Here is a 14,177-nt window from a genome sequence, read left to right as displayed (position 1 = left end):
TATAAACGGACGTGGAGAGGGTGTAAGACCTCATTTGGAGGCAACCTTCAGCGAAGCGTCAACCCCAATCAGCGACCACCCCTAAAAAGGTGGCGTGGTGAGGAATCCCCCGCGCTCTTTAGCCGGGGGAGGATGTCAATATCATCGCCATTCGATTCGCCTCAAGGGTTACAATTACGCCCAACCTGGGGCATATTTTGTCACCCTTTGCACATACCAACGCCACTGCTGGTTTGGCGAAATTCGCAACGGGAAAATGGGTTTAAATCAAATTGGTAAGATTGTCGCCCAAGAATGGCTGTATTCGGCTCAATTACGCCAAGAAATTGAATTGGATGCATGGATAATTATGCCCAATCATCTCCACGGTATTGTCATCATTACCCCATCAAAAGAAAGAAATAATCATCCCATTGATCCAATCGATAAGGGAAACAACCCTGGGTTTCCTCAATTTGAATATACTTCCCCCACAGGGAAACAACCTGATACACCCTTATCCAATTTACCCATCCATCGCCCAGCTCGTTCCTTATCATCATTTATTGCTGGGTTTAAATCCACTGTCACCAAACGCATTAACCTGATGCGTCAATCAATTGGAACTCCCATTTGGCAACGGAACTATTACGAACATATCATTCGCAATCAAAAATCATTATTCAACATCCGAAACTACATTATCAACAATCCCCGTCGATGGGAATCTGACGCAGACAACCCGTACCATGATCCCAATTATCAATCAATGGAATTAGATTTACCATTCTAATCACCCGCCGTTTAAATCCACCCCCGTTGTCAACTGTAGGGGCGCATGGCGTGCGCCCATTACCAGGCGTGCGCCCATTACCAGGCGTGCGCCCATTACCAGGCGTGCGCCCATTACCAGGCGTGCACCCATTACCAGGCGTGCACCCATTACCAGGCGTGCACCCATTACCAGGCGTGCACCCATTACCAGGCGTGCACCCATTACCAGGCGTGCACCCATTACCAGGCGTGTGCCCCTACGAATGGATGAACCGATGGAAATCGTGATCAATCCAGATAACCCAGGTACATTTAAAATAACCCAGGTGCGATCGCATGGACGATGTTACACCCAAAAAACCCCAAGGCAATAATCTGGATGAACGTAAACCGTGGTTAATCCAGATAATCGCAGTAAAGTGAAGATAACCTAGGCGCGATCGCTTCTCCCCAGGATACACAAAGGAAACGCCATGGCGACAACCACCGACATCATGGGCGCACGCCGACATCATGGGCGCACGGCGTGCGCCCCTACGAATGGATGAACCGATGGAAATCGTGATCAATCCAGATAACCCAGGTGCGATCGCGCCTTGCCATTGTACACCGGAAAACCCGTATAATGATTGAACTCTATTGTGTCCGTATCCGCTATTTTTACACAAGAGAGTGTCAAACCCAACATACAGATTAATGATGAAAAATCTCTGGAATCCTCAAGAAGCCAGTCACTATCAAAGTGACTTAGAACTCAGAGTTTATACATCTCGTCTCTTAGGAAAAGATCCATCTTTAGTTTTGCATGGCGGCGGCAATACCTCGGTCAAAATTACCGAAAAAAACCTAGTCGGAGAAGGAGAAGACATTCTTTATGTCAAAGGGAGTGGTTGGGATTTAGCCACGATTCAGAAACAAGGGTTTGCTCCCGTGAGAATGGCTCATCTGTTGAAATTAGCCAAACTGCCAACATTATCTGATTCTCAGATGGTCAATGAGCTGAAAACTCAGATGACTGTTGCTACAGCCCCTTCTCCTTCTGTTGAAACTATTCTCCATGCCATTTTACCCCACAAATATGTGGATCATACCCATGCCGATGCGATTGTCACCATTACCAATACTCCCAACGGTTTGCAGAGAATTAAGGAAATTTATGGTGATAAAGTTGTGATCATTCCCTATATTATGCCAGGATTCGATTTAGCCAGACTCTGTGGAGAGAAATTTTCAGTAGAAGCCGATGAAAATACTATCGGAATGGTTTTGATGAATCATGGTATTTTTTCCTTTGGGGATACCGCTAAAGAGTCTTACGAGAGAATGATTTCACTGGTTAGTGCAGCGGAAGACTATTTACATAACCATAACGCTTATTCTCCGTCTCCCAGTAGTGTTTGGCAAGAAAAACCTTTAGCTACACCCTTAGCCAAATTACGGCATCAGCTTTCCATAAAAGCCGGATTTCCGGTTATTTTATCCAGTGATCAAGCGCCTAAATATATGGCATTTGCCCAACGCGAAGATATTGGGGTAATTTCTCAACAAGGTCCAGCGACACCAGATCATGTGATTCGCACCAAGCGTCTGCCTTTAATCGGTCAAGATGTTGAAGCCTATAGTCAAGCTTATCAAGACTATTTCCAAACCTATTCTAGTCCTGACCATACTATATTAGATCCGATTCCCCGAGTTATTCTTGATCCGGAATTAGGACTCTGTACAGTTGGCAAAACCATTAAAGCCGCCAATATTGTGGCTGATATCTATGATCATACTATTGATGTGATCGAAACGGCGACCAACTTAGAGGAATATAAACCCCTATCCGCCCAAGATATCTTTGCCGTCGAATATTGGGAATTAGAACAAGCCAAATTAAACAAAGCAGGCAAAGAACCCGCCTTCACCGGAGAAATTGCCTTAGTTACAGGCGCCGCGTCGGGTATTGGTAAAGCCTGTGTAGACTCTCTATTGCAACGAGGTGCTGCTGTTGTGGGTTTAGATATTAATTCGGATATTGAAACCCTCTATAATCGTCCTGACTTTATCGGCATAACCTGTGATGTCACCGATGACAACGCCATTACTCAAGCTCTCGAACAAGGAATGCGTAAATTCGGTGGCTTAGATATCTTAATCCTCAATGCGGGCATCTTTACAGCCGGTTGTCCGATTAAAGACTTATCAACCCAGGAATGGCGCAAGGTTCTCACTATTAACTTAGATGCTAACTTAATTTTAATGCGAGAAAGTCATCCATTTTTAAAATTAGCCCCCAAAGGTGGTCGAGTTGTCGTCATTGGCTCAAAAAATGTCTATGCACCTGGAGTTGGCGCTGCTGCCTATTCAGCGTCTAAAGCGGCGTTAAATCAATTGACAAGGGTGGCGGCTTTGGAATGGAGTCAAGATAACATTCGGCTCAACTCTGTACATCCGAATGCCGTTTTTGATACCGGAATTTGGACAGAAGAGGTATTAAAGTCTCGTGCGGCTGCTTATGGTTTAACAGTAGACGAATATAAAACCAATAATCTACTCAAGGTTGAAATAACCAGCCATGATGTCGCTGAATTAGCCGTAGAACTCTGTGGAAATTTATTCAGTAAAACAACAGCGGCGAATATTCCCATTGACGGCGGAAATGAGCGAGTGATTTAGAGGATAAAATGACGTAGCGTACTTCTTTTCGGGCAGCGAGTAGGACAAATAATAGAGAACTAACCTTTCTGTGTAATCAGTGTAACTAAACTTTCATCCCCTACCCGCATCTGAACAATAAATCAGTGAAATCAGTGTTTTGACAAAGGACAAAGGACAAAGGACAAAGGACCAATGACTAATGACCAATGATCAATTGAGTCGCATAGCTAAAATACTCTTGATACAACTGACAACTCACCGTAGCCGTGGTTTCATTGAGATCCACCAAACCTAAACTTTTTAACTTAAATGCCAATACTTGCTCTAATTCCACAGGTGCTTGCGCCCTCAAAACTTGCTGAAAACCTGTCTCTAACTCAGGATAGTTTTGCAGATAGTTTAATTGTTCGTGCAAGTGTTGGCTAAAAATTCCGGTTTCGCTGGTGGCTGTGCTGAATAATTCCGTTAACGGGATATCGTCAAACACGCTATGATAAAGCGCTAAATTCACTAAATAGGGAAATCCGCCTAATAAACTCATCAGTTCGGCTAATTCCGTTGATGATAACTGAACTCCATACTGTCGGGCTAATTCTTCAACCTGAGCAGCGGTAAACCTGGGTAAACTTAAGCATAACCCGACAGTAAACGGTGATTTATTCACATCTAAGGCAATATAACAATCCGTTGAATTAACAGTCACCAGTCTCAGGTTTTGCCAAATTACATTGTAGTTTGTTTGCTCATGCCAGCTACGCAACAAGGCTAAAAATTCATGGCTTAAGGAGGGAAAGGAAAACAACTGGTTCACGTCATCTAATACTAGGAGTATCGGAGAATCGATTGCTGGCAGGATATAGTCTTGGACATAGGCAGTACAACTGACTAAACTACCCATATCTTCATCCCAGTAGTCATCGAGTTGAGACTCTAACTTGAGCTGTCGAGTCAGGTTGGCACAAAACCAACGCCAGAATTTTGCGGTGGAACTGAATAGTTGACTCTCGACTAAGTTTAAGCTGATGTATACTGTGGGAAAGTTGTACTGTTTAGCCCGGTTGATAATTCGTTGCGCTAGAGAAGTTTTCCCCATCTTTTTGGCAGAGGTAATCCGCAGTAATCCACCCGGTTTGAGAATTTCTTGATAACACTTGGATTCGATGGGAGAGCGCTCGATATAAAACGGAGACTCTAAGGGAATGGGGCTACCGGGCAATTGGCAGGAAATCCTTTGTTGGTTTGGGCTTAACTGAGACGGGTAGAGTTGCTTTTTTTGTGCGAGTCGGTTAGATAACTGAACGTAACAATTTTTTTTGCCAATTTTTTCTCCCCAGACAGAGGTAAGCTTTTCCCATAATTGCGGCGCAATAGTATGGCTAATATATCGCTCCGAATAATTTTGCTCTTCGGCAATTTTTCCATAGCTTTTTTGGGGATTATTCAGGACTTCCCAGAGTAAGACTTTCTGGATATAGTTCAGTTCGGTTTGAGTTTTATTTTTGATTGATTCCAGGGCGAAATCAAATAGGTCTTGAGTAGAATGCATATCACAACCAGTTGAAACAGTGTTGAGGAAAAAAACGGCAGTTCACAGGTGAAATTTGACTGTAGGGGCGGGTTTTACGACTATCTTTTCGTTGTTAACCCCGATGAGACTAAACCCGCCCCTAGCCAATGGGATAATTTGAACCATCCCTCTAGTTGAAGATGGCAAATTACTAAAGACTAAACCCGCCCCTACACCATTCACGCTGACTTGACGCCACATACCGTCAAAAGGTTGTTACCTGAATAGATATAGGATATCACATGGCTCCCGCCTCAAGTCGCTAACTTGAACGGTAAAATTAGCTAATTTAATATGTTGACAAAAAAACAATCTGTGTATTAAATGCTCCTTCATAAATAAAGCCCAGTCAAACGTCAACCCGTTTTTGTAAAGACTCCATGAATTTGTGGGGAAAATTTGGTGAAGATTAGGGCAGGAGCAATAGCTAACTTTATGTGTTTTTTTCGTTCTGTAATCTGGCTAGAGTAGTTCTAACGGTTCAACTCCAAAACAATAAAAACTAACGATAAAGGTGATAAGTCATGCCGACAGTAATCAATTTTGACGATTTATCTGGTGGTGCAGTTGTCAGTGATCAGTACGACGGAGTAACATTCTCATCGGATTCAGGCTATAATGTCTCAACATTGTCCGCTGCTGATATTTTCAACACCTCTAGTCCAAACCTTATCGGTGTAACAGATGCAAACGGCAATCTTGATGGGAACCAAAACCTTTACCTAGATTTTGAGCAACCCGTTAATAATCTCTCCTTTAGGGTAGTAGGTGACAATACCAATGGTACGGCAGCTCTGATTACTGTCGAGACGGCTGATGGATCGATTGAAACCGTTAATCTCGTCACCGATGGAAATGGCTTCAACCCAGATCTGATCGATTTATCCTCATTTAGTAACATTACCCGCATTAGTATCAACACCATCACCGATTTTGGTGGTATTGGCTATGATGACTTTCAATATGAACTAGCTCCAACCAACATTGCTCCCGTCGCCAATGCCGACAGCGTTACCACAGCTCAAAATACCCCCCTCACCATTAACGTCAGCACCCTCCTCGCCAATGATACCGATGCTGATAACCCAGCTTCGGATTTACGCATCACAGGTGTTAGCGACGCAGTAGGCGGCACTGTCACCCTGAATGATAATGGTACTGTGGGTGATTTTAGCGATGACTTTATCATCTTCAGCCCAGACAATAGTTTCACCGGGGATGCTAGCTTTAACTATACCCTCAGCGATGGCACCGACAGTAGCACTGGGGCGGTGACGGTAGGAGTGACTGCCGTTGCTGGACTAATTATCGACGGCGGTAATGGCGTTGATATCCTCAGCGGTGACGCCGGGGATGACTTTCTCAACGGTGGCAATGGTGCAGATACCCTCGACGGTTTGGCAGGCAATGATACCTTAATCGGTGGCACGGGTGGGGATGTCCTCAACGGTGGTAATGGTGATGACTTGCTACTGGGAGATGATCTCAATATCGGTGCTGGCGGCGATGACATTCTCAACGGCGGTGCTGGCAATGATACCCTTGATGGTGGCAAAGGTGCTGACATCCTCACTGGCGGTGCAGGGGATGACTTGTTAACCGGTGGTAAGGGTGGCGATACCTTTGTCTTTGCGCCTGGGGAAGGTACTGATACAATTACTGACTTCCAGTTGGGTTCAGATTTGATTGGTCTTTCTGGTGGTTTGGACTTCGGTTCTCTCACCTTGAGTGGCAATGAGATCCTGGTTGGTAGTGAGGTTCTGGCTATCCTGGATGGGGTGGATACAACCACGCTCACGGCGGCGAATTTCGTGACGGTTTAATCGCTGAAAATGTCAGGGTATTGGCTCGGCACACCTAAAATAGTGGGATAGATTTTGGCGATTTTCTGGGCGCACAACCTGCGCCCCTACAATTCTAATCCACCAAATAAGGTGTGCCACACCAGTACTGGCTCGGCACACCTTATTTGATCAATTAATCTTACGCCCCGAAACCGTAGGGGCGCATGGCATGCGCCCCTAAAATCGACATATCTAATCCACCATTTTAGCTGGGTCAGTCCAGTACCAGGGCGCACGTCGTAAATTCCAGGGTGCACGGCGTAAATTCTAGGGCGCACGCCGTAAATTCCAGGGCGCACGCCGTAAATTCCAGGGCGCACGCCGTAAATTCCAGGGTGCACGGCGTAAATTCTAGGGCGCACGCCGTAAATTCCAGGGCGCACGCCGTAAATTCTAGGGCGCACGCCGTAAATTCCAGGGCGCACGCCGTAAATTCCAGGGCGCACGCCGTAAATTCCAGGGCGCACGCCGTAAATTCCAGGGCGCACGCCGTAAATTCCAGGGCGCACGCCGTGCGCCCCTACGGTTTCAATGCCGTTAGCAAGATACTTAATATTGTATTCTTGTTGAACTTGAGCTAGGGATTTGAAGTCGGGAAATGCCATAGGTTGTCTACAGCCTTGTTCACGAATTTTCTTTTTTATATTTTCTTGTACCCCAGGGTAAAGGTGCGTTACGCAAGCGCTAACGCACCCTACGAACCGGAGCGATTTTAAATTCATCAAATTCAATTACATCTGAGTCTGGTTTTGTGGTATCAAAACGATAGCTGCTGACGATTCCTGTGCTGGTATCTAAAATACTAAATACGGTGATATCGTTACTGGCAATATATGGTAAGGGTTGGTTATCTTCCCCCCGTAATGGTGCAATTGTTGGCAGAATCGGTTCTAATCCATTGGGATCACCCGTCGCCGCGTAATCTTTTCCCTCTGGCACTTGGCGCTGTTTTTCGCCCAGGTAAGCCCCATAGGTATTCCCCACATTTGATGATTCCAGAAAATGGATTCCCTGAGAATTCACAAAGCGATTCCAGAGATGGGAATGTCCATATAAAACCAGTTGCACACCTGCGGTTTCGAGTAAGGGTATCACATCCCGAATAATATAATCGGCTTGGGGGGGATAGTCATAACGCACCGCCGTAATTGTGCCTTTTCTATCCCGTTCAATAGTTTGTATGGGGTCAGTATAAGGCGGGACAATATTATCTCCTAAAGAATGGGGAGGATGATGAAACATAACGATTTTGTATTTGGCTTGTTGGAACTCTGGACTGTTGAGTTCAGCCTTGAGCCAGTTATACTGAGGACTTCCCTGTTTAATGGGTTCAAAAATATGCTGTCCATATCCCCAAGCGGTAGGATTATTTAAATCGGCTTCCCGTTCCCGATATCGTCCTTTGGCATTTGGTTTGAGACTAGGAGTTCTCCAGATATTGGTAATGTACAGGGAAATTAGGCGAATATCACCAAAGGTAATGGCATAATAGTTCTCTTTACCCGGTAGAGTAAAAATTTCGTTGTATGTGTCGGTATTAAAGGAATTATCTTTGAGCCAGTTGGGATTGTTGTTAGGGTTCAATAGGGAAGAGGTTTGTTGATAAATTTCTGCTGCAACTTGGCGAGGAATGGGGTCATTAAACTGAGCATTTAATCCGCTATCTGTAGAAAATCGTCCCATGACTTCGTGATTTCCTGTGGCGGGAAATAAGGGCGCATGTTGAATTAACTCACCCCCGGTGTAGCGGGTGGTGATGTTATTGTACTCCAGTTTATAATCAGCATGACCCTGAAGTGCTGGGAAGAAAGCACCGCCGCGATTATCATCAAACCATTCGGAAGCGCGATCGGGAATATTTACTAAGTCTCCGGCGAGAAAAACGGCATCCACATTCCCCACGGTTTCTGCTACCTTTTGTAAATTGGCGGCTGTCATTGGCATGAGTTGGTGATCGGAGGTGAGCAGAATTTTTAGGGGGGTATGAGGGGGAGGTGCAGGGGTTAAGGTAAAGGGGTTACTCTTGACAATTTGCCCATCATTCCGCACGCTAGTGACTTGATAGGGAACTCGTTGACCGGGAGTGAGTCGAGTTACCTTGGCTTCATGTCGCCAGATATCCCTTGGCGTCGGTTTCTGGTAAACTAGAGCATCTTCGGTTTGTTCTCCAACACGGGATTTTTGGTCTTCCCGGGTGCGAGTGAGTTTGGTGGTGTTGGCGATCGCAACCTGTCTTAGTCCTTGTCCGTAAGCTACACTATGACGGGTGCCGGCAAATTCTGTAAACCAAACCACGCGCACAGAGGTGTCGGTAGGTAATTGTAAAAACGGATCACTCAGCAGTTGCGGTGGGGAGAGGTAAGGGGGTTGTTGGGTAGATAGCACGACAATGGGTGCAAGGGCAATGAAGACGAAAGCTAACACCGCTATGAGTTGTGGGCGACTGCTTAAAGGATTGACCATGAATCGTCTTCGAGACAAGACTGGATAGATGGAGTCAAGTTTACTTTAGCAATACGTGAGGATGAGATGCTGTCTACAGCATTACATGACTTGTTTGTTTTAATTGTGCCGACCTAATTTATGCCCTAAAATGTCTAAGCAACCCAAAATCCCTCGTCGTACTATTCCAGTATGCGATCGCGCCATTGAACATCTTCCTGGATTGAGTGAGCAAGATTGCGCTAAGCTTCAGCAACAGGGAATTACGACAACAACTCAACTCCTCAAACTCGCCAATAGTCGCCAATCTCAACAAGTGTTAGCCAATCAACTGCAAATCAAGGCACAATATGTGCATAAATGGGTAGCATTGGCTGATTTAGCTCGCGTACCTAGTATTGGCTATGACTACTGCGGGTTGTTGCTGCACGCTGGCATTATTTCAGTCAAGCAGCTTGCTCAAACCCCGACTCACAAGTTACACCAGCAAATTTTACGACTCCAAGTGGCAACGATGCAACGGCGTGATCTGTCTCCTACTGTTGATCAAGTCGCTGCTTGGATTCAACAAGCAGGGGAATTACCTACGTTGTAGAGACGTTGCAGGCAACGTCTCTACTATTTCGCTAAGACACCATTAAGGAAAATATCAGCAATGCCTTCTGCCATTTCTTGCACATCTTTAAGGGAGGCACCTGGTTCCATAATTGTCTCATCGCTAAACCCCGCCACAGCAAACATACCTAAAAATACCCTGGCAACAACCTTGGGGTTAGTACGCCGATATATCCCCCGCTCCATTGCCGTTTCAAAGAATGCTTCCGCCACATTAGACATTTTAGCAATGACTTCCGACTGGATGCGATCGCGTAAATCGGGGTGAAACTGAGCTTCCATAAAGCAAACCCGCATCATATCCGCATTTTCATGCATCCGCATCATCCGCCGCCGCATCACCTGCGCCACGGCTTTATAACTCCCCATTTCGCTCAATTCAGTTAGCAAATCCGTGAGCAATTCCACCCATCCTTGAGTCGCCACCTCGACTAATATGGCTTTTTTATTCTCAAAATGGCGAAATAGAGTCCCTTCAGCAACACCCGCTTTTGCGGCTAAGTCGCGGGTTGTTGTGCCGTTATACCCTCGACTGGCAAATAAACGTTGGGCAGCATCTAGGATACGCTGCTTTGTCTCTGTCTCTGACTGAGGGGGCTGATGTAAGATTCGCATTGGACTCCAAAATGAGCGGTAAGGCTATGGGCAATAGGTTATCCCAAAAAAGGCAAATTTTATCATAAGTTTCTCATAAGACGCATTTTACATTAGCGTATTTCTTCCTCCAAAGGGGTGAAACTTTACAAAAGGTTAGGGGTCACGAACTATGCCCAAAGAGTAACGGATAGCAAAAGCGCTAAACTATATGAAGTTCTGTGACTATTGCGCTACTCCTGACCCATAACATAAGACATAGCTGGCTTCTCGCTTAGCGAGGATGACAAATGACAAAAAATCGATCTATTCTGCCTTTTCCGCGTTGGACTGTTCACTTGAGAAAATACCAATGGCGCTCCATCCTGGGAGCGTTCTTAGTTGTAACCCTGGTATGGAGCAGTATACCATTGGGGGCTTTGGCTCGCACCGAAACCCCACCCACTAACGCTGAATCAATCCAACCTTATTTGGATGGCGTGATTGACCAGGTGAGCGAGTTTCGCCTGGATAATGGGATGAAGTTCATCGTTCTCGAACGGCATCAAGCCCCCGTTGTCTCCTTTGCCACCTATGCTGATGTTGGTGGTGTTGACGAACCTGTGGGTAAAACCGGTGTGGCTCACTTTCTGGAACATTTAGCCTTTAAGGGAACCCCGAAAATCGGAACGCGAGACTATCAGGCAGAAAAACCCCTGTTAGACCGCTTGGATCAGTTATCGGCACAAATGAAAGCGGCGAAAAAAGCCGGGAACGAGGCAAAAGTTGCCCAATTACAAGCGGAATTTGCCCAAGTCGAAGCCCAAGCCGCTAGCTTGGTTAAGCAAAATGAGTTGGGTCAAATCGTTGAACAAGCTGGAGGCGTCGGGTTAAATGCAGCCACGTCAGCCGATGCGACAGTTTATTTCTATAGTTTCCCCTCCAACAAACTGGAACTGTGGATGTCTTTGGAGTCGGAACGCTTCCTAGAACCTGTGTTTCGCGAATTCTATAAAGAACAAGAAGTGATTCTCGAAGAACGGCGTCTGCGAACCGACAACTCGCCCATAGGTCAAATGATCGAGGCTTTTCTGGATACGGCGTTTCAAGTCCATCCCTATCGGCGTCCGGTGATTGGGTATGACGAAGACATCCGCAACCTGACTCGTGAAGACGTGCGGCAATTCTTTGAAACTTACTATGTTCCCAGTGAATTAACCGTTGCCATTGTGGGTGATGTTGATCCCGACGAGGTTAAACAGTTGGCTCAAACGTACTTCGGACGCTATAAGGCAAAACCCGCTGCACCTGAAGTAACCCTAGTCGAACCTCCCCAGCAACAAACGCGGGAGGTGACGTTGGAACTACAGTCTCAACCCTGGTATTTAGAAGGATATCATCGACCCTCTCGTACTCATCCTGACCATGTGGTTTATGAAATTATTGGGCGTTTACTCAGCGAGGGTCGCACCTCTCGCCTGTATAAATCGTTGGTCGAAGAAAAACAAGTTGCGCTTTCTGCCGCCGGATTTAGCGGGTTTCCGGGAGATAAATATCCAAATCTGATGCTGTTATATGCCCTAACTGCACCAGGACATACCGTTGAAGAAGTGGCGACAGCTTTGCGAGAAGAAATTGAACAACTCAAAACTGAACCCGTTTCACCTCAAGAGTTGGAACGTGTGAAAACTCAAGTCCGTGCTGGCTTATTGCGATCGCTCGATTCTAATATGGGGATGGCACGTAATTTAGTCGAATATGAGGTGAAAACAGGCGACTGGCGTAATCTGTTTAATGAAATCCAGGCAATCGCCCAAGTCACACCGACTGATATTCAAAGGGTGGCTCAAGAGACGTTCACGCCGGAAAATCGTACCATTGGACGGTTGTTATCGAGTCAATAGTTTGTTGTCATTGGTTATTTTTTGGGTTGAATCTGTTGTCTTGCGAATTTTTTTTTAACGCAGAGGACGCAGAGGTTTACGCAGAGTAACGCAGAGGTTTTGGCGATTGAGTAGGTGGGTGGAAATACACTCAGTTTTATTCGGTTGTGTTAATAGTTCTAAATCTCTGACAAATGACAAAGGACAAATGACGAAGGACAAATGACGAAGGACAAATGACAAATGAGCAATCTTATATTGAATAGATTCGGTCGCAAAGTCTGGCGCTGGTTTGGATTACTGGTTGCTACGATGCTTCTGGTTATCGTATCGCGCACGCCTGCTGTAGCGGCGACGGCGAAGCATTATACCGAGTTAACGTTTCCGCCTCTGTCAGAGATTCAGATTCCTGAGTATACTCGCTATCAACTGGATAATGGCATCGTCGTCTATTTAATGGAAGACCACGAATTGCCTTTGGTGAGTGGGACCGCGATGATTCGTACAGGCGATCGCCTTGAACCGGCTGATCAGGTGGGTTTAGCTAATATTACCGGAGAAGTCCTCCGCACAGGTGGGACAACAGAACATTCGCCGGATGAACTGAATCAGTTACTCGAACAACGGGCGGCGTCTGTGGAAACAGGTATTGATACCTCTGTCGGTAGCGCCAGTTTTAATGCTCTCAGTGAAGATGTGGATATGGTGTTTGAATTATTCGCTGAGGTGATTAAAAAGCCTGCCTTTGCTGAAGATAAGCTGGAGTTGGCGAAAAAGCAACAAGCTGGACAAATTGCCCGTCGCAATGATGATCCTAAAGATATTGCCAGTCGCGAATTTACTAAACTGATTTATGGGGATCAGAGTCCTTATGCCCGCACTATTGAATATGAAACCCTAGCTAATATATCCCGTGACGATGTGGTGGAATTTTATGAGAAATATTTCCATCCCGAACGGATGATTTTGGGTATCGTGGGAGATTTTGATTCAGACAAGATGCGATCGCGGATTCAGGAAACTTTTGGTAACTGGAATCCCCCATCACCTCCCCCAGAGATAACCGTACCGTCTGCGTCTCAGGCAAAGGAAGATGGTTTATTTGTTGTGGATCAGGATCAACTTACCCAAAGTTATGTGTATCTGGGACATATTGGTGGAGAATTTGATAACCCTGATTATCCGGCATTGGATGTGATGAATCAAATCCTGAATGGGTTTGGTGGACGGTTATTTAATGAAGTGCGATCGCGCCAAGGGTTAGCCTATTCTGTCTATGGGTTCTGGAGTCCTCGCCATGACTATCCTGGGATGTTTGTTGCGGGTGGACAAACTCGTTCTGAAGCAACCGTATCTTTTATTCAAGCGATTCGCTCAGAAATTGAGAAAATCCGCACCACACCTGTAACTCCCAAGGAACTTGAGTCTGCTAAAGACCAAGTTTTGAACTCATTTGTCTTTAACTTTCAAGATCCCAGCCAAACCTTATCACGGCTGATGCGGTATGAATATTATGGGTATCCCGAAGATTTTCTCTTCCGCTATCAGCAGAAGGTGAAAGAGACGACGATTGAAGATGTGCAACGGGTGGCTCAAAAGTATCTACAACCCAATCAACTGGTTACGTTAGTTGTCGGTAATACGGATGCAATTCAGCCTCCCTTAACCAGTCTTTCTAACAATGTCACGTCGTTAGATATCACTATTCCAGAACAAAGCAGTTAGGGATATACATAGGGACATCCGTAGAGGCATACGTAGGGGCATACGTAGGGGCGAAGCATTCTTGCCAAAAACTCACTCCGAAGACTATAAATGTACTCCAAGAATGCTTCGCCCACCTCTCTACCACAAAGC

The 14,177-nt window shown here is 45.7% G+C and carries 11 protein-coding genes; 6 read left to right on the top strand and 5 right to left on the bottom strand.

Annotated features, from left to right (window positions below; all coding sequences use genetic code 11):
- Positions 1-97 precede the first annotated feature (97 nt).
- On the top strand, positions 98-772 hold the full coding sequence (locus tag RLO19_RS27875; RefSeq protein WP_446360615.1) for a transposase: 675 nt from the start codon (positions 98-100) through the stop codon (positions 770-772).
- A gap of 238 nt (positions 773-1,010) precedes the next feature.
- Here RLO19_RS27875 and RLO19_RS27870 read toward each other — a convergent pair whose 3' ends face one another.
- Positions 1,011-1,421, bottom strand: coding sequence for a hypothetical protein (locus RLO19_RS27870; RefSeq protein ID WP_446360614.1), 411 nt, complete (start codon positions 1,419-1,421; stop codon positions 1,011-1,013).
- Positions 1,422-1,452: 31 nt separating this feature from the next.
- On the opposite strand from RLO19_RS27870, the gene RLO19_RS27865 reads away from it, so the two are divergent.
- Positions 1,453-3,414, top strand: coding sequence for a bifunctional aldolase/short-chain dehydrogenase (locus tag RLO19_RS27865; protein ID WP_446360617.1), 1,962 nt, complete (start codon positions 1,453-1,455; stop codon positions 3,412-3,414).
- Positions 3,415-3,592: 178 nt separating this feature from the next.
- On the opposite strand, the gene RLO19_RS27860 is transcribed toward RLO19_RS27865, so the two are convergent.
- Positions 3,593-4,942, bottom strand: coding sequence for an AAA-like domain-containing protein (locus tag RLO19_RS27860; protein WP_446360613.1), 1,350 nt, complete (start codon positions 4,940-4,942; stop codon positions 3,593-3,595).
- A 545-nt stretch (positions 4,943-5,487) separates the two neighbouring features.
- Between RLO19_RS27860 and RLO19_RS27855 the strand changes: the two genes are divergently transcribed.
- Positions 5,488-6,786 carry a calcium-binding protein gene (locus RLO19_RS27855; protein ID WP_446360612.1) on the top strand — a complete coding sequence of 433 codons (1,299 nt, stop codon included), beginning with the start codon at positions 5,488-5,490 and terminating at the stop codon, positions 6,784-6,786.
- Between the two features lie 86 nt (positions 6,787-6,872).
- On the opposite strand, the gene RLO19_RS27850 is transcribed toward RLO19_RS27855, so the two are convergent.
- Positions 6,873-7,412 carry a hypothetical protein gene (locus RLO19_RS27850; protein ID WP_446360611.1) on the bottom strand — a complete coding sequence of 180 codons (540 nt, stop codon included), beginning with the start codon at positions 7,410-7,412 and terminating at the stop codon, positions 6,873-6,875.
- 79 nt (positions 7,413-7,491) lie between these two features.
- Positions 7,492-9,270, bottom strand: a complete 1,779-nt coding sequence (locus tag RLO19_RS27845) for a metallophosphoesterase family protein (RefSeq protein ID WP_446360610.1) — start codon at positions 9,268-9,270, stop codon at positions 7,492-7,494.
- 130 nt (positions 9,271-9,400) lie between these two features.
- Between RLO19_RS27845 and RLO19_RS27840 the strand changes: the two genes are divergently transcribed.
- Positions 9,401-9,844: a DUF4332 domain-containing protein gene (locus RLO19_RS27840; protein ID WP_446360609.1), complete on the top strand. Its 444-nt coding sequence runs from the start codon at positions 9,401-9,403 to the stop codon at positions 9,842-9,844.
- 23 nt (positions 9,845-9,867) lie between these two features.
- On the opposite strand, the gene RLO19_RS27835 is transcribed toward RLO19_RS27840, so the two are convergent.
- A complete protein-coding gene (locus tag RLO19_RS27835; protein WP_446360608.1) occupies positions 9,868-10,479 on the bottom strand; it encodes a TetR/AcrR family transcriptional regulator in 612 nt (203 codons plus the stop codon).
- Positions 10,480-10,748: 269 nt separating this feature from the next.
- On the opposite strand from RLO19_RS27835, the gene RLO19_RS27830 reads away from it, so the two are divergent.
- Both RLO19_RS27830 and RLO19_RS27825 read left to right on the top strand, forming a co-directional pair.
- Entirely contained in the window at positions 10,749-12,341 is a 1,593-nt protein-coding gene (locus RLO19_RS27830; RefSeq protein WP_446360607.1) for an insulinase family protein, read from the top strand.
- A gap of 222 nt (positions 12,342-12,563) precedes the next feature.
- Positions 12,564-14,045 (top strand): M16 family metallopeptidase, encoded by a 1,482-nt coding sequence (locus tag RLO19_RS27825; protein WP_446360606.1) that lies wholly within the window; start codon positions 12,564-12,566, stop codon positions 14,043-14,045.
- The last annotated feature ends 132 nt before the right edge of the window (positions 14,046-14,177 follow it).

It is taken from the genome of Coleofasciculus sp. G2-EDA-02, assembly GCF_040226375.1.
Classification (GTDB): Bacteria; Cyanobacteriota; Cyanobacteriia; order Cyanobacteriales; family Coleofasciculaceae; genus Coleofasciculus.
This window is presented reverse-complemented; position numbering and strand designations above follow the sequence as displayed.

Coding starts and splice junctions, on each gene's coding strand:
- RLO19_RS27865 (WP_446360617.1), top strand. CDS start 1,453: ATGAAAAATCTCTGGAATCCTCAAGAAGCCAGTCACTATCAAAGTGAC.
- RLO19_RS27860 (WP_446360613.1), bottom strand. CDS start 4,942: ATGCATTCTACTCAAGACCTATTTGATTTCGCCCTGGAATCAATCAAA.
- RLO19_RS27855 (WP_446360612.1), top strand. CDS start 5,488: ATGCCGACAGTAATCAATTTTGACGATTTATCTGGTGGTGCAGTTGTC.
- RLO19_RS27850 (WP_446360611.1), bottom strand. CDS start 7,412: ATGGCATTTCCCGACTTCAAATCCCTAGCTCAAGTTCAACAAGAATAC.
- RLO19_RS27845 (WP_446360610.1), bottom strand. CDS start 9,270: ATGGTCAATCCTTTAAGCAGTCGCCCACAACTCATAGCGGTGTTAGCT.
- RLO19_RS27840 (WP_446360609.1), top strand. CDS start 9,401: ATGTCTAAGCAACCCAAAATCCCTCGTCGTACTATTCCAGTATGCGAT.
- RLO19_RS27835 (WP_446360608.1), bottom strand. CDS start 10,479: ATGCGAATCTTACATCAGCCCCCTCAGTCAGAGACAGAGACAAAGCAG.
- RLO19_RS27830 (WP_446360607.1), top strand. CDS start 10,749: ATGACAAAAAATCGATCTATTCTGCCTTTTCCGCGTTGGACTGTTCAC.
- RLO19_RS27825 (WP_446360606.1), top strand. CDS start 12,564: ATGAGCAATCTTATATTGAATAGATTCGGTCGCAAAGTCTGGCGCTGG.